Here is a 15753-nt window from a genome sequence, read left to right on the forward strand (position 1 = left end):
TTATCAATAAGGCATTATTTTTCAGAATTGTTGCTGTTGATACTACACACTCTATAATAACTTTTGATACTAGCATTTAGTAAAAGCCTGTATCTAAAAACCATTATAAAACATTCTGTATAAACACGGCAAGTGGCGGATGATATCCCATCCGCCGTTATTTTTCAAGTATTAATTTATATAGTAACAAAAGTTTAAAACTTTTTGATACTAGATATTAACCTTGGCGTTGCTTGTGGCGCGGTTCTGCCGTACAAATGATATGTACACGGCCTTTACGGCGCACAACTTTACAGCTACCACAAATCTTTTTAACTGATGCTTGAACTTTCATAGCATGCTCCTTGAAATATCGTACCGCTCATTAAGATTGAGTGGGCGATTGAATTAACGTCTGATCATGATATTGATGGGTCATCAAATGCGCTTGAATCTGCGAGATGAAGTCCATTACCACAACCACCATAATCAGTAGCGACGTACCACCAAGTTGAAACGGTACACCAAACGATGACTGGACGACCATTGGCATTAAACAAATAACCGTCATATACATCGCGCCAATAAAGGTCAGTCGGTTTAATACATGATCGAGGTAACGCTGAGTTTGTTGTCCTGGGCGAATACCTGGAATATAAGCACCACTACGTTTAAGGTTTTCTGCTACTTCACGAGGGCTAAATACTAATGCCGTATAAAAATAACAGAAGAAAATAATCATTGCACCGAACAATACTAGATACAGCGGCTGTCCTGGAGACAACACCAATGCCATATTTTGTAATATCTTTTGTACAAAGGTAGGATCAGTTGATTGACCTACCCACTGCCCTAAACTTGCAGGAAACAACAATAGAGAACTTGCAAAAATAGCTGGGATAACCCCTGCCATGTTAAGCTTCAACGGCAAATGTGACTGCTGCTGAGCGTAAATTTTGCGGCCTTGCTGTTGTTTCTGAGCATAGTTAACAGGGACACGGCGCTGAGCACGTTCAATATAAACAATACCTGCAGTTACCGCGATTCCCAGTAGTACAAAAATAAATAGTACAATCAAGTTCATTTGACCTTGATTGACCTGTTCGATAGATTGCGAAATCATACCTGGTGTACCAGCCACAATACTCGCAAAAATGAGCATTGAAATACCGTTACCAACGCCACGTTCTGTAATCTGCTCACCAAGCCACATCAAGAACATTGCGCCCGCTACTAATGAAGTAACGGCTGGAATATAAAAGGTCAAACCAGATGATAAAGTAAGGTTTTGGCTGATCAAACCAGCACACATTCCTAATGACTGTACTAGTGCTAAAGCAAGCGTTCCCTGACGGGTGTACTTGTTTAGCTTACGTCGTCCTGCTTCACCCTCTTTTTTGAGAGCCTCAAGCGATGGCAATACTGCAGACATCATCTGTACAATAATCGATGCTGAGATATATGGCATAATGCCAAGTGCCATGATAGACATACGCTCTAGCGCACCACCTGAGAACATATTAAACATGCTCAAAATGGTGTTTTCGTTGCGCGAAAACAGATCAGCCAAGTTAACCGGGTTTATACCCGGCACTGGAATATGCGACCCTAAACGATAAACAATCAATGCGCCGATTAAGAATAATAAACGCGACCATAGCTCATCATACTTGCGTATAAATGCGAATGGATTAAGCGGTATACCAGCCGATGACATTGATTGCTTTGACACGTTACTACTCCTCGATGCTACCACCAGCAGCTTCGATTGCTTGCTTAGCACCTTTAGTCACTTTGATACCTTTGAAAGTATAAGCTTTAGTGACTTCACCTGATAGCATTACACGAGCACGTTTCATATCGTGACGGATAAGGTTAGCAGCTTTAAGTGTTTCAAGGCTAACTACATCGCCTTCAATTTTATTCAGTTCAGAAAGACGTACTTCAGCAGTCTTCATAGCCAGTTTACTGGTAAAACCAAATTTTGGTAGACGACGATATAAAGGCATTTGACCACCTTCAAATCCTGAGCGAATGCTAGAACCTGAACGAGATTTCTGACCTTTTACACCACGACCACCAGTCTTACCAAGACCTGAACCGATACCACGACCACGACGTTGGGCAGTTTTCTTTGCGCCAACACCTGGTGATAATTCATTTAATCTAAGACCCATTACGCTTCCTCCACTTTTACCATGTAGTTAACGCGATTAACCATGCCACGTGTTGAAGGAGTATCTTCTACTACAACAGTGTGATTAATGCGGCGTAAACCCAATCCTTTCAAGCTCGCTTTGTGGCTCTTTAGGCGATGGGCACCCGATTTAAATTGAGTGACTTTCATTTTTTTCATCGTAACTCACCTAGTCTAAGTTAACCCAAGATTTCGTCTACAGATTTACCACGTTTAGCTGCCATCTTCTCTGGAGTTGACATATCACGTAAACCGTTAAACGTTGCGCGAACAACGTTAGCAGTATTGGTAGAACCATAACATTTAGTCAAAACATCTTTGACACCAGCAACTTCTAATACAGCACGCATTGCGCCACCAGCGATTACGCCAGTACCTTCAGATGCAGGTTGCATGTAGACTTTACTAGCACCATGACGTGCTTTGATTGGATGATGCAAAGTTGCATCATTTAGCTCAACAGTAATCATATTACGTTTGGCAGCTTCTAGTGCTTTTTGGATAGCAGCTGGCACTTCACGTGCTTTACCACGACCAAAACCTACACGACCATTACCATCGCCCACTACAGTCAATGCAGTGAAAGAGAAAATACGACCACCTTTAACAACTTTCGCTACGCGATCAACGGTAACTAAGCGTTCTACTAGACCGTCAGTCTGTTCATTTTTATCATTTTTATCATTTCTAGCCATGATTAAAACTCCAATCCGTTTTCGCGAGCAGCTTCTGCTAAAGCTTTAACTCGACCATGATATTTGAAACCACTACGGTCAAAGGCAACTTTAGTAATGCCAGCTGCTTTTGCGCGTTCTGCGATCATTTGGCCTACAGACGTTGCTGAATCAGCATTACCAGTCGCGCCTGAACGCAAGCTGCTGTCTAAGGTAGATGCCTGAGCAATCACTTCACCACCATTTGGAGAGATAATCTGGGCATAAATATGTTTTGACGTGCGGTTAACCGTTAAGCGATGAACGCCTAAGAAACGGATATGCGCGCGTGTTTTCTTAGCTCGACGCAGACGAGCTGCTTTTTTATCAAACATTTCAACTCACCTTATTTTTTCTTAGCTTCTTTGCGAATCACATGCTCGTCACTATAACGAATACCTTTACCTTTGTAAGGCTCAGGTGGGCGGAAACCACGGATGTTGGCGGCTGCTTGACCAAGCTGCTGTTTATTGTTTGATTTCAAAACAATTTCAGTTTGCGTTGGCGTTTCAGCTGATACACCTTCAGGTAACGTATACTCTACTGGATGAGAATAACCAACGTTCAAGGTTACTTTGTTACCAGTAACTTGCGCGCGATAACCAACACCAATTAACTGAAGACGTTTTTCAAAGCCTTCGTTTACGCCAGTAACATAGTTGTTAACAAGAGCGCGCATGGTGCCAGTGTGCATCATAGCTTCTTTTGAATCGACTGTAGGTGAGAAAATGATAGCATCATCTTCCTGTTTCAGCTCGACCAATTCATGCAGGCGTAAAGACATAGAACCGTTCTTGCCTTTAACTTCGACCTGCCGATCGTTCAAAGTAACGCTTACGCCGTTTGGCAGCGTCACTGGGGCTTTAGCCACACGAGACATAGGAATATTCCTTAAAAAATTTAACTTCTTTATATTAGCGAAAAAACTAACAGGCTAAAAAGCGTGTTAGTTTAGCATAGTTGACTGTGTTAGACATCTATCAATTCGAAATAATTTAATATTACTCAATCAATAGAAGCCTAACAACCATCAAATAGACTTCATCGTCGTATAGCTTACGCTACAAATGCGACGATTTCACCACCGATACCAGCAGCGCGTGCAGCACGATCGCTCATGATACCTTGGCTAGTAGATACGATAGCAACACCCATACCTTGCTTAACAGTAGGTATAGCGTCTTTACCGCGGAACTGGCGTAAACCAGGACGGCTATAACGTTGGATAGTTTCGATGACAGCACGGCCTTCGAAATATTTCAATTCAATAGTAAGGGTTGCTTTGTTGTTTTCTTCTTCAGCAACAACAGCGCTAGCCACATAACCTTCGCTAACTAGCAAATCAGCAATTGATTTACGTAATTTAGAGCTCGGCATTGCTACCGATACTTTGTTAGCCATTTGTGCGTTACGGATACGGGTTAGCATATCCCCAACGGTATCTTGCATACTCATATAGTTACTCCTTACCAGCTTGCTTTACGAACACCAGGCACATCGCCTTGCATGACACGCTCACGCAGCATATTGCGTGACAAGCCAAACTTGCGGAAGTAACCGTGAGGACGACCGGTGATAGCACAACGATTACGCAGACGTACTGGTGATGAGTTACGTGGAAGAGCTTGTAGCTCTAACATCGCTTCCATACGAGTTTCGTCACTTGCAGTCATATCACTGATAGTTTCTTTTAGCTTGATACGCTTTTCAGCATATTTAGCAACCATTTTTTCGCGCTTTAATTCGCGGTTAATCATGCTCTTCTTTGCCATAACGTCTTTACCTTATTTAAATGGGAAGCCGAATGCTTTAAGCAACGCACGACCTTCTTCATCAGATTGAGCTGACGTGGTGATTGTCACATCCATACCACGGATACGATCAATCTTGTCAAAATCTACTTCTGGGAATACGATTTGTTCTTTGATACCCAATGAGTAGTTACCACGTCCGTCAAAGGCTTTAGGTGAAAAACCGCGGAAATCACGAATACGAGGAATTGCAATGGCAACGAGACGATCTAAAAATTCGTACATTTGCTCACCGCGTAGCGTTACTTTACAGCCAATTGGCCATTCTTCACGAATCTTAAAGCCAGCTACTGATTTACGCGCTTTGGTGACAACAGGTTTTTGACCAGCAATCGCGGTCATATCAGCTACAGCACCTTCCAACAATTTCTTGTCTTGAGACGCGCCGCCTACACCCATGTTAAGTGTGATTTTAGTGATTTTAGGCACTTGCATCACATTTGCCAAACCAAGCTCTTCTTTGATTTGCTGCTTTAGTTCATCGTTATATAAAGATTTTAATCTTGCCATTACCATTACACCCTTAGTGTCTTACGCAGTCGCCACTACTTCACCGCTTGAACGATAGACGCGTTGTTTCTTGCCGTCTTCGCCAAACTGATAAGTAATACGGTCTGCTTTTTGGGTTTGCGCATTTAAGATTGCGACATTTGAGATATGCAGAAAAGCTTCTTGCTTAAGAATGCCACCTTCAACGCCAGTTGCCTGATTTGGCTTCTGATGTTTGGTAACAATATTAATGCCTTCAACTTTAATACGATCGTTTTTTACAGCTTGTACAGTACCTTGCTTGCCTTTGTCTTTCCCAGCAATCACGATAACTGTATCGCCTTTACGTAATTTTGACATGGATTACCTCACAATACTTCTGGTGCTAGTGATACAATTTTCATAAACTGATCACCACGTAGTTCACGAGTTACCGGTCCAAAAATACGAGTTGCAATCGGCGCTTTGTTTTGGTTCAACAATACCGCAGCATTGTCATCAAAACGTAACACAGAACCATCAGGACGACGAACGCCTTTTTTGGTGCGTACAACTACTGCATTCATCACGTCGCCTTTTTTAACACGACCACGAGGAATGGCTTCTTTAACCGTTACTTTAATAATGTCGCCAACTGATGCATAACGACGATGAGAACCACCCAGTACTTTAATGCACTGAACTCTTCTTGCACCGCTATTGTCTGCAACTTCCAGCATTGACTCAACCTGAATCATAGCGTTACTCCACACGTATGAGCAATAAAAACCAGTTGCTGCCGCTAGCACAGTATGAGTAGACGGCATTTTAATATAAATAACCGCGACTTACTCTTAATGTGAGTGATATACGCTCGGCGCAATCAGCATCCTTAAAAAGGCGGCTATTTTAACAGCTTCTGGCTTTTAATGCAATTTACTTAGATTTTTTCTACTTTTTCAACCACATCAACCAAAGTCCAAGACTTGGTTTTTGAGATTGGACGCGTTTCTTTGATACGGACAAGATCGCCTTGTTGGCAAACATTATTCTCATCATGTGCTTTGATTTTTGTAGAACGACGAAGCTGCTTGCCATACAAAGGATGACGAACCAGACGCTCAATCAAAACTGTGATGGACTTATCCATCTTGTCGCTAACAACTCGACCTGTCAATACGCTAGCATTGGTATCTGTTTGATTGTTATCGCTCATGAGTCGCCTCGTTGTTTCTCGTTAATCAAAGTCTGAAGCTGAGCAATCGTGCGACGATTGTCACGTACTTCATGGGTATTACCCAACTGACCAGTTGCTTTAGCCATACGAATACGGAAAGCATCAAGTTGCTTTTCATCAAGTAACTGGGTCAGTTCTTCTAATGATTTATCACGTAATTCACTGATCTTCATTACATTATCGTCCGCTTAACAATGGTAGTTTTAAAGGGCAGTTTTGCTGCAGCAAGCGTGAAAGCTTCACGTGCAAGCTCTTCTGGTACCCCTTCAATTTCATATAGCACTTTACCAGGTTTGATTTCGCATACCCAATATTCTACTGGACCTTTACCTTTACCCATACGTACTTCTAATGGTTTGTTGGTAATCGGTTTGTCAGGGAATACACGAATCCAAATCTTACCGCCACGCTTAATTTTACGAGTGATGGTACGACGTGCTGCTTCGATTTGACGAGCTGTCATACGACCACGCGTCAATGATTTTAGACCAATTTGTCCGAATGCAACGGTGCTTCCACGATGAGCTAGCCCAGTGTTACGACCTTTGTGCATTTTACGAAACTTGGTACGTTTTGGCTGTAACATAGTTTAACCTCTGTCTGAGTTTCGACGGTTTCCACGACCACGGCGTTTTGGCGCACGAGTCTGCTCTTCTTTGACGGGATTATATACACTGTTCATACCGTCAAGGATTTCGCCACGGAAAATCCAAACTTTAACACCGATGGTGCCGTAAGTTGTCTCTGCACGAATTGACGAATAGTCAATATCAGCACGGAGTGTATGCAATGGCACACGACCTTCACGGTACCATTCACTACGAGCAATCTCAGCACCGCCTAGACGGCCAGACAGCTCAACCTTGATACCTTTAGCACCAGAACGCATGCTGTTCTGTACCGCGCGTTTCATCGCACGACGGAACATAACACGACGCTCAAGCTGGCTACCAATGCCGTCTGCTACCAAACGTGCATCAAGGTCAGGTGACGTGATTTCTTCAATGTTGACCTGAGCAGGTACGCCCATAATTTTGGTCAATTCTTTTTGAAGTCTTTCGATATCTTCGCCTTTCTTACCGATAACAATACCAGGACGCGCAGTGGCGATGGTAATCTTAGCAGCGCCAGTAGGACGCTCGATCATGATGTTGCTGATCATAGCGTTGTCTAGCTTTTTGCGTAGATATTCACGAACTTGAATGTCGTTGATTAGGTATTCTGAGTATTGTTTAGGGTTAGCATACCAGTTTGCGTTATGCTTTTTTACAACACCAAGACGAATTCCGATTGGATGTACTTTTTGACCCATAACTTATTCTCCTACCTTTATAGTGATGTGACAAGTACGCTTGCTGATACGATCAGCACGGCCTTTGGCACGTGGTAGGATACGTTTTAGCGTAATGCCTTCATCAACATAGATAGTAGCGACTTTTAGGTCGTCAATATCTAAGCCGTGATTATGTTCGGCATTGGCGATGGCTGAGTTAAGGCATTTCTTAACAAACACAGCGCCTTTTTTATTGCTATACGTTAGGATATCCAAAGCACGCTCAATAGATTTGCCACGAACTTCATCAGCAACGAGTCTAACTTTTTGTGCCGATATGGCGGCACCGCGTAATTTTGCAGTTACTTCCATGGTAAGCACCTTATCTCTTAGCTTTTTTGTCAATGCCGTGACCACGATACGTACGAGTCGGGGCAAATTCACCTAGTTTATGACCAACCATCTGCTCACTCACGATAACCGGTACATGAGTACGGCCGTTGTGAACAGATAAAGTTAGGCCAACCATTTGTGGCAGAATCATCGAGCGGCGCGACCAAGTCTTAATTGGCTTGCGTGAGTTGGTGTCTAATGCATTCTCAACTTTAGCAAACAAGTGCGCGTCTATGAATGGACCTTTTTTCAATGAACGAGGCATGAAATTCTTCCTTTATTTCTTCTTGGCGCGACGGCGGATGATCATGTTGTCAGTACGCTTATTGTGACGCGTTTTAAGTCCTTTAGACTTCTGACCCCAAGGGCTGGTTGGATGGCGACCTTTGTTACGACCTTCACCACCACCGTGTGGGTGATCAACCGGGTTCATAGCGACACCACGAACAGAAGGACGAACACCACGCCAACGTGAAGCACCAGCTTTACCAAGTGATTTCAAGTTGTTTTCAGTGTTAGAAACTTCACCAATAACAGCGCGGCAATTTACGTGTACACGGCGAGTTTCGCCAGAACGCATACGTAGAATAGCATAAACACCGTCACGACCTAGTAACTGAACGCTAGCACCCGCAGAACGAGCCATCTGTGCACCTTTACCGATTTTAAGTTCGATATTGTGAATCACAGTACCCAATGGGATGTTTTTTAGCGGTAAGCAGTTACCTGGACGAATTGGAGAAGTCTCGCCTGACATTACTGTATCACCAACTACTTGTTTCTTAGCAGCGATAATGTAACGACGTTCGCCATCAGCATACTTAAGTAGAGCAATATGAGCAGTACGGTTAGGATCGTATTCAATACGCTCTACCGTTGCTGGGATATTGTCTTTAGTACGTTTGAAATCGATAATGCGATAATGTTGCTTATGACCACCGCCAATGTGACGAGTAGTAATGCGGCCATTATTGTTACGACCACCTGACTTGCTTTTTGATTCTAGAAGTGCTGCAAACGGACGACCTTTGTACAGGTGTGGATGCACTACTTTTTCAACAAAACGACGGCCTGGTGATGTTGGCTTTGCTCTTACGATAGGCATGAGTGTAATCCTTATTCGTTATTCGCTGTTTCACTAGTAGAATCAGTAGTATTCGCTACTTCTTCACCAGCATCAGCCATTTGTACATCTTGACCAGCTTTTAAGGTAACATAGGCTTTTTTGTAGTCGTTACGACGGCCGATGCTTTTACCAAAACGCTTTGTCTTACCTTTAACATTCAAAGTGTTTACTTTAGTAACTTCAACACCTTCAAACATCAACTCAACTGCTTTCTTGACTTCAAGCTTAGTAGCATTAGAATCAATTTTAAATACCTGCACACCAAGTGAGTCGCCAAGCATTTGAGATTTTTCTGAGAATACAGGCCCTCTTAAGACCTGATAAAGTCTTGCGTTATTCATGCTAGTGCTTCCTCAAATTGTTTCGCAGCTTCAACTGACATGATCACTTTATCAAATGCGATCAAGCTCACTGGGTCCACTTCATTTGTACCAAGTACATTGACGTGTGGAATGTTGCGAGCAGCTAAGTATAAGTTTTCATCAACTTCTTTAGTAACGATTAGTGCACGAGGTGCATTCAAATCGTTTAACTTAGCAATCAGTTCTTTGGTTTTCGGCCCAGAAACGCTCAACTCTTCTACCAAAATCAGACGCTCTTGACGAATCAATTCTGCTAGGATGCACTGCATCGCACCGCGATACATTTTACGGTTTACTTTCTGTGACCAATCTTGTGGTTTTGCAGCGAATGCACGACCACCTGAACGCCAGATTGGGCTACGAATAGAACCCGCACGAGCGCGACCAGTACCTTTTTGGCGCCATGGCTTAATACCACCGCCAGAAACTTCGGCACGTGTTTTTTGTGCGCGTGTACCTTGGCGAGCACCAGCTAAATAAGCGGTGACGACTTGATGCACTAGTGCTTCGTTGAATTCACGACCAAATGCCGTATCAGAAAGCTCAACCGCCGCACCTGTAACTGTTTTTAAATCCACGTTAATCCCCTTGCTTAGGCTTTGACTGACGGACGTACGATAACATCGCCACCGGTGGCACCTGGGATAGCACCCTTGATGACAAGTAACCCTTTTTCGGCATCAACCGAAATCACTTCTAGGCCCTGAACGGTAACACGTTTGTTACCCATCTGACCCGCCATCTTCTTGCCTTTGAATACTTTACCTGGTGACTGGTTTTGACCAGTTGAACCATGCGCACGATGAGACACTGAGTTACCATGAGTAGCATCTTGCATACTAAAGTTGTGACGCTTAACAGGGCCTTGGAAACCTTTACCTTTGCTCTGTCCTGTCACATCAACCATCTGACCTTGTTCGAACAAGTCAGCTAGAATCTCGCCACCAATCTCACGACCTTCAAGATCGCTTTCGTTGGCACGGAATTCCCAAACACCACGGCCAGCTTTAACACCAGCTTTAGCGAAGTGACCCTTTTGTGCAGCTGTTACGCGGCTGTCACGACGAGTACCTGTGGTAATTTGGATGGCTTGATAACCATCTACATCAGTATTTTTTACTTGAGTAATGCGGTTTGCATCGACCTCAACAACTGTTACAGGGATAGATGCGCCTGTTTCAGTGAAGACACGGGTCATGCCGCACTTTTTACCGACTAAACCGATCGCCATTTTAGACCTCTTTATATCTTATATTAATGGGTTGGGTGTTTAATGTGCATTAACCCAAAGCAATTTGAACGTCAACACCCGCCGCTAAATCTAATTTCATTAGCGCATCCACAGTTTTGTCAGTTGGCTGAACGATATCAACCATACGCTTATGAGTACGGATTTCGTACTGGTCACGAGCGTCTTTGTTAACGTGTGGTGAGGTTAGAACGTTGAAGCGCTCAATGCGAGTCGGCAACGGTACAGGACCACAAACTTGCGCACCGGTGCGCTTTGCAGTATCAACAATCTCTTGTGCAGATTGATCAATCAGACGATGATCAAAAGACTTAAGACGGATACGGATTCTCTGGTTAGCCATGCCAGCAAGCTCCTAATATGTGCCTTTGTCATTCTTGCGTCGCAAGACCATGATCAAAAGCAGTTTGGTTAAATATTCACTTAAAGCGGCCTTCTGTTCTTAACCAGAATGAGTTCTTTATCCGAACTTATAGCGTGCCAAAAGCAAAATAGTTTAAAGCCCCGCCAACCCTCCTATTAAATGGAAAGTAGCAAAGGCATAATGAAATAGTGCTAGAAACGATGCTCTAGCTGTCATAGCGCCAGCTTTTTTTATTCAGCTGCGCATATATAATTCAGTGGTGTATATTATACATAGTATTTTAGGTATTGCAAGAGCAATCTCTAGTATGATTAGAGATGCTCCTTCTTATACTGGCTACTAATCACACAAATAGTTGCATCTAAAATTATTATTTGTTTTAAATAATATTAATCTAAAACAATATCATACTGCTCTTGAGTGTATAGATTCTCTACATCAAAAGTAATGACCCTACCCAGTAGATACTCTAAATCGGCTACTGTGTCTGACTCTGTTGTAAGCAGTAAATCAATGACTGCCGCATGAGCCACTACTGTGAACTTTTTGGGAGAGTTATAAGTGCGTGCGCAGCGCATAATTTCGCGGAAAATCTCAAAACAAACGGTTTCTGCGGTTTTGACAAACCCGCGACCTTGGCAAGTTGAGCACGGCTCACACAGCTGCTGACCCAATGATTCACGCGTGCGCTTGCGTGTCATTTCTACCAATCCAAGCTCACTGACCTGCGTAATCTTAGTTTTTGCATAATCTTGGGTAAGCTGCGCCTGTAAGCTCTCAAGCACATCATCTTTGTGTTGTTGCTCAAGCATATCGATAAAATCTAGAATAATGATGCCGCCTAGATTACGTAAGCGCAACTGTCGAGCGATAGCATGTGTGGCTTCTAGATTAGTCTTATAAACCGTATCCTCTAATGAGCGACCGCCTACAAAAGAACCTGTATTGACATCAATCGTGGTCATAGCTTCGGTCTGGTCGATGATCAGATAGCCGCCAGACTTTAGATCGACACGGCGCTTTAGTGCATCACGTAAGTCGTCTTCGACACGGTGTACATCAAACAACGACTGCTCAGCGGTGTAATGCACGATACGATCATAGACGAAGGGAACAAACTCTTTGGCAAAATATCTGACTTGCTCATAGATTTGCGTATTATCAATGATGACTTTTTCGGTATCAGCGTGAACCAAGTCACGGATAGAACGTAATGGTAATGACAGTTCTTGATAGATCAGCTCTGAGCTCTGATGATGATTAATCTCTTGGCGACGAGCACAGATAGTACGCCACAGCTGCAATAGATAATAGATGTCCTCTTCTAGCTTATCGACAGGCAAACGCTCAGCAGCAGTGCGGGCAATCAGTCCACCTTTTAGATTGACCGTCTGCATCAAGCTACTAAGCTCAGTCTTTAATCGGCTACGCTCTTCTTCACCATCGATACGCTGCGATATACCAATATGATCACTCGATGGCAAATATACTAGATAACGTGATGGTAGTGAGATGTTAGTCGTTAGACGAGCACCTTTGCTCCCCAGCTGGTCTTTAGTTACCTGTACCAAAATACGCTGACTTTCATGCAAACGATGCTGAATCAAAGTTTTAGACGCTGGTACTATTTCTGTGCTTTGCGCACTGACAATAGGCGGTGTCACAGCCAAGCTATCAGCAGAAGCGTTGGCAGTGGCATCGTCCTCATTTATCTCGTGCTTAGTGGCCTTAGCCGCTTTGTTTTTTTCTGCAACGGGGCGTGGTTCACGCTGCATATCATTAACATGTAGAAATGCGGTCCGTGACTGACCAATATCTACGAAGGCTGCCTGCATACCAGGAAGGACACGTACGACCGTCCCTAGATAGATATTGCCGACCAACCCCAGTTTGTGATGTCGTTCAATATAAATCTCGCCCAAAATACCATTGTCTAAAACCGCAACACGGGATTCCATTGGACTAATATTAATCAGCAGCTCTTCGGACATAGTTTTTTCTCTTATCTCTCAGCTTTCTTATTAGACGGTCATCGCCTATTAGATTGACAGTGTAACAAATGCGACTTGCTCTTGCCCATTACCCTACCGTGTCATTATGTGCATATCCCATTATAACGGGTTGACTGTGTCCTTACTGCCTTCTGTCATTTCTTTGATTAGTGCCAGCGTTTGCGCCAGTGGCAGACCAACGACATTGGTATAGCTGCCATTAATACGACTGACCCATGCCGCACCCAGTCCTTGAATACCATACCCACCTGCTTTATCAGCAGGTTCGCCACTATCCCAGTAATCGCTCATCATCTGTGTCGTCAGTGGTATAAAAGTCACTTCCGTACGTTCAGTGATTCGCTGCTGGTTAATAATTTGTAAGGAATGTGTAGGTTCTGATGGGCTTCGTTCTGCTATAGGCAATAGCTGTACTTGAGTCGCTTGAACGGCAGTCCATACTTCGTGGACGTTATCAGACATACGCTGCCACATACTATATGCGTGCTCGCGATCAATAGGCTTGACCAAGACTGTCTTACCGTCTGACAGTACACCGATGGTATCAGAAGTCAAAATAATAAACGGTGATGTAAGGCTATCGTGATTTGCTTGAGAGGTGTCGCTTAATTGTTGTATCGCGGCATCGGCTTTGGTTGCGACCATGCGTTCGATATAGTCTGTTGGCGACTCATTATCTAACGGTGTCTCATCAATATCCACGCTTAAGATAGTAAAGTCTAGTTGCGCTCTTTCTAGTAGCTCACGACGACGCGGAGAGCCAGACGCTAAAACGATATCCATCAATCTTCTCTTCATTTATAAATTTATGATGTGTGTGGTTGTACAGTATTGTATACAGAGCAAGCTAAGCTGTTAAACAAAGTAATCTTGATAACTGATAATTTATCAACGTGAAAACTTGCGTAAAGCAAACAGTACGAGTGGCCAGCTAATGATACTCATAAACAATGACACAGCAGACTGGGCGACAAAGACGTTTTGAATAAACATCTGTAGTATCCATAGATTTAACTGAAAGACAATCAGCCCTAGACTAGCAATTAACCAAGCGCTAACGGTATTCAACTGTCTGACATAGATACTGGTAATTTTAATAACCAGTGCAACTACAACAGCGGCAAAAGCTTGCTGCCCTAAATGGGTATCCATTAATAAATCAGCAATTAGTCCAACTGTGAATGCGGTGAAAATACCCACATAGCGCGGCTGAAACAGCAACCAATAAATCAGCACCATGATCATGACCATGGGACGCAATGTGGCCATGCTTGGGCTTAATGGATAGACATTGAGTGATGATGCAGCGATGAAACTTAGAACAATCACAACTATCAATAGTACCGTGGCATTCTCAGAATCAGGATACGACATGGGTACTTACCTTAGCGAGTGTTTGATAGTTGCTGTTATATTGTTGATTGGATATTGGCAAGGTGAATACCATAAGTGGAAAGAGCTTTAAAACGTTAATACTGTGGCTTACGTCATTATCTATGGAGCAATAGCAGCAGCATTATTCTCATTTAGCAGCTTGTCTTGAAGTATTAATACATAGGCATTGTCAATAAAGTTAGCTGCTGGAGTAACTTCGATCGTTCTAAAGTTATCAGTTTGCTCGTCTTTGACATGCGCGATACGCCCTACTCGATAACCTGCCGGAATACGACCGCCCAATCCTGACGACACTAGCTCATCACCTACCCGCACATCCGATGTTTTGAATACGTAATTGAGACTTAATGAGGATGGAATGCCTTGACCTGTGACGATAGCACGCTGACCGGTACGCTTGACAGTAACCGCAACTGACTGCTGCTCATCTGTAATCAACAACAGACGGCTAGTATTCGGGTAGACATTGATAATCTGTCCTAATACACCATCTTCATCGATGACCGTTTGCCCAACTTGTACGCCATCTTGCTCACCTTTGTTAAGCACCACAATCTGTCTGAGCAAATTGGTATCTGTACCGATGACTTGCGCCAAATTAAGATCAAACTGCTCAGGCTTGGTGGTAGATAAGATACCTTGCAGACGTGCGTTCTGCGCCAAGATATAATCTTGCTGTTGTAGCTTGGCATGCGCGTGTATCAATTGCGACTTTAGCTGCATATTTTCGCGACGCAGTGCTTCTTTTGACTGCAGGCTGCCACCAGCCCAATGCTTGGCATAGCTTGGTAATAGAGACAGCTCATAGATTGGCTGCATGGCGGCATGACTGGTGCTACGTACTGGCTTGAACCAATCAGAGTTTTTGCTATCAAACCACATCAAAATTAAGGCTGCTATCAATACGATAACAGTCTTACGAAGTGATAACGGCTGGCGCGCAAAAATACTTGGAGTCATAAGTCGTCTGATTTAAGGATTCTAAAATGAACAATAGCACTTATTTATAGCATGAGTGTTTATCGAGGATATTGGGTTCTAGCACAAATGAATGCAATTAAAGGTAGCACAATCGGCTACCTTTAATTTTATATATAGTCAATTTTATATAAATTAGATACGGTGTTAGTCTCGCTCAGCCTACTATTTGTAGTACTTTCGCTTGCCTTCCTTA

27 protein-coding genes are annotated in these 15753 nt (G+C 43.3%); all 27 read right to left on the reverse strand.

Annotated features, from left to right (window positions below; translation table 11 throughout):
- Positions 1-217 precede the first annotated feature (217 nt).
- On the reverse strand, positions 218-334 hold the full coding sequence (rpmJ, locus tag ACI2IW_RS09805) for a 50S ribosomal protein L36 (protein WP_010196721.1): 117 nt from the start codon (positions 332-334) through the stop codon (positions 218-220).
- 30 nt (positions 335-364) lie between these two features.
- A complete protein-coding gene (gene secY, locus ACI2IW_RS09810) occupies positions 365-1696 on the reverse strand; it encodes a preprotein translocase subunit SecY (RefSeq protein ID WP_404693603.1) in 1332 nt (443 codons plus the stop codon).
- A 19-nt stretch (positions 1697-1715) separates the two neighbouring features.
- On the reverse strand, positions 1716-2156 hold the full coding sequence (rplO, locus tag ACI2IW_RS09815) for a 50S ribosomal protein L15 (protein WP_057758719.1): 441 nt from the start codon (positions 2154-2156) through the stop codon (positions 1716-1718).
- Positions 2156-2335 carry a 50S ribosomal protein L30 gene (rpmD, locus tag ACI2IW_RS09820; RefSeq protein WP_057758718.1) on the reverse strand — a complete coding sequence of 60 codons (180 nt, stop codon included), beginning with the start codon at positions 2333-2335 and terminating at the stop codon, positions 2156-2158. The genes rplO and rpmD overlap by 1 nt, the downstream gene beginning before the upstream one ends.
- A 20-nt stretch (positions 2336-2355) precedes the next feature.
- The gene (gene rpsE / locus ACI2IW_RS09825) at positions 2356-2871 is read right to left on the reverse strand and encodes a 30S ribosomal protein S5 (RefSeq protein ID WP_057758716.1); all 516 of its coding nucleotides are present in this window, start codon (positions 2869-2871) and stop codon (positions 2356-2358) included.
- 2 nt (positions 2872-2873) lie between these two features.
- A complete protein-coding gene (gene rplR / locus ACI2IW_RS09830; RefSeq protein ID WP_057758713.1) occupies positions 2874-3224 on the reverse strand; it encodes a 50S ribosomal protein L18 in 351 nt (116 codons plus the stop codon).
- 11 nt (positions 3225-3235) lie between these two features.
- Complete coding sequence (gene rplF / locus ACI2IW_RS09835) at positions 3236-3769, reverse strand: 50S ribosomal protein L6 (RefSeq protein ID WP_404693538.1); 534 nt, start codon at positions 3767-3769, stop codon at positions 3236-3238.
- A 176-nt stretch (positions 3770-3945) separates the two neighbouring features.
- Positions 3946-4344 (reverse strand): 30S ribosomal protein S8, encoded by a 399-nt coding sequence (gene rpsH / locus ACI2IW_RS09840; protein WP_101204864.1) that lies wholly within the window; start codon positions 4342-4344, stop codon positions 3946-3948.
- Between the two features lie 11 nt (positions 4345-4355).
- Entirely contained in the window at positions 4356-4661 is a 306-nt protein-coding gene (rpsN, locus tag ACI2IW_RS09845; protein WP_010196705.1) for a 30S ribosomal protein S14, read from the reverse strand.
- Positions 4662-4673: 12 nt separating this feature from the next.
- Positions 4674-5210 carry a 50S ribosomal protein L5 gene (rplE, locus tag ACI2IW_RS09850; RefSeq protein WP_101204865.1) on the reverse strand — a complete coding sequence of 179 codons (537 nt, stop codon included), beginning with the start codon at positions 5208-5210 and terminating at the stop codon, positions 4674-4676.
- 21 nt (positions 5211-5231) lie between these two features.
- Positions 5232-5549, reverse strand: a complete 318-nt coding sequence (rplX, locus tag ACI2IW_RS09855; RefSeq protein ID WP_101204866.1) for a 50S ribosomal protein L24 — start codon at positions 5547-5549, stop codon at positions 5232-5234.
- An 8-nt stretch (positions 5550-5557) separates the two neighbouring features.
- Entirely contained in the window at positions 5558-5926 is a 369-nt protein-coding gene (gene rplN / locus ACI2IW_RS09860; protein WP_010196702.1) for a 50S ribosomal protein L14, read from the reverse strand.
- Positions 5927-6108: 182 nt separating this feature from the next.
- Entirely contained in the window at positions 6109-6384 is a 276-nt protein-coding gene (gene rpsQ / locus ACI2IW_RS09865) for a 30S ribosomal protein S17 (RefSeq protein ID WP_404693539.1), read from the reverse strand.
- Entirely contained in the window at positions 6381-6578 is a 198-nt protein-coding gene (rpmC, locus tag ACI2IW_RS09870) for a 50S ribosomal protein L29 (protein ID WP_102094164.1), read from the reverse strand. The genes rpsQ and rpmC overlap by 4 nt, the downstream gene beginning before the upstream one ends.
- Entirely contained in the window at positions 6578-6991 is a 414-nt protein-coding gene (rplP, locus tag ACI2IW_RS09875; protein WP_010196693.1) for a 50S ribosomal protein L16, read from the reverse strand. Before rplP ends, rpmC begins: the two co-directional genes overlap by 1 nt.
- Before the next feature lie 3 nt (positions 6992-6994).
- On the reverse strand, positions 6995-7717 hold the full coding sequence (gene rpsC, locus ACI2IW_RS09880) for a 30S ribosomal protein S3 (protein ID WP_057758704.1): 723 nt from the start codon (positions 7715-7717) through the stop codon (positions 6995-6997).
- A gap of 3 nt (positions 7718-7720) precedes the next feature.
- Positions 7721-8050: a 50S ribosomal protein L22 gene (gene rplV / locus ACI2IW_RS09885; RefSeq protein WP_021813373.1), complete on the reverse strand. Its 330-nt coding sequence runs from the start codon at positions 8048-8050 to the stop codon at positions 7721-7723.
- 10 nt (positions 8051-8060) lie between these two features.
- The gene (gene rpsS, locus ACI2IW_RS09890) at positions 8061-8336 is read right to left on the reverse strand and encodes a 30S ribosomal protein S19 (RefSeq protein ID WP_010196682.1); all 276 of its coding nucleotides are present in this window, start codon (positions 8334-8336) and stop codon (positions 8061-8063) included.
- 12 nt (positions 8337-8348) lie between these two features.
- Positions 8349-9176 carry a 50S ribosomal protein L2 gene (gene rplB, locus ACI2IW_RS09895; RefSeq protein ID WP_057758702.1) on the reverse strand — a complete coding sequence of 276 codons (828 nt, stop codon included), beginning with the start codon at positions 9174-9176 and terminating at the stop codon, positions 8349-8351.
- 11 nt (positions 9177-9187) lie between these two features.
- Positions 9188-9538: a 50S ribosomal protein L23 gene (gene rplW / locus ACI2IW_RS09900; RefSeq protein ID WP_057758700.1), complete on the reverse strand. Its 351-nt coding sequence runs from the start codon at positions 9536-9538 to the stop codon at positions 9188-9190.
- Positions 9535-10137: a 50S ribosomal protein L4 gene (gene rplD / locus ACI2IW_RS09905; protein WP_057758698.1), complete on the reverse strand. Its 603-nt coding sequence runs from the start codon at positions 10135-10137 to the stop codon at positions 9535-9537. Before rplD ends, rplW begins: the two co-directional genes overlap by 4 nt.
- A 14-nt stretch (positions 10138-10151) precedes the next feature.
- Positions 10152-10790 (reverse strand): 50S ribosomal protein L3, encoded by a 639-nt coding sequence (gene rplC, locus ACI2IW_RS09910; protein ID WP_057758696.1) that lies wholly within the window; start codon positions 10788-10790, stop codon positions 10152-10154.
- 49 nt (positions 10791-10839) lie between these two features.
- The gene (gene rpsJ / locus ACI2IW_RS09915) at positions 10840-11151 is read right to left on the reverse strand and encodes a 30S ribosomal protein S10 (RefSeq protein WP_010196670.1); all 312 of its coding nucleotides are present in this window, start codon (positions 11149-11151) and stop codon (positions 10840-10842) included.
- Between the two features lie 410 nt (positions 11152-11561).
- A complete protein-coding gene (locus ACI2IW_RS09920; protein ID WP_404693540.1) occupies positions 11562-13163 on the reverse strand; it encodes a ribonuclease E/G in 1602 nt (533 codons plus the stop codon).
- A 120-nt stretch (positions 13164-13283) separates the two neighbouring features.
- The gene (locus tag ACI2IW_RS09925) at positions 13284-13967 is read right to left on the reverse strand and encodes a nucleoside triphosphate pyrophosphatase (protein ID WP_201556164.1); all 684 of its coding nucleotides are present in this window, start codon (positions 13965-13967) and stop codon (positions 13284-13286) included.
- A gap of 105 nt (positions 13968-14072) precedes the next feature.
- Entirely contained in the window at positions 14073-14558 is a 486-nt protein-coding gene (gene mreD / locus ACI2IW_RS09930; protein ID WP_102077940.1) for a rod shape-determining protein MreD, read from the reverse strand.
- Between the two features lie 120 nt (positions 14559-14678).
- Entirely contained in the window at positions 14679-15539 is an 861-nt protein-coding gene (gene mreC / locus ACI2IW_RS09935; RefSeq protein WP_102077941.1) for a rod shape-determining protein MreC, read from the reverse strand.
- Positions 15540-15753 lie beyond the last annotated feature (214 nt).

The organism is Psychrobacter sp. NPDC078501 (assembly GCF_044900935.1).
Taxonomy (GTDB): Bacteria; Pseudomonadota; Gammaproteobacteria; order Pseudomonadales; family Moraxellaceae; genus Psychrobacter.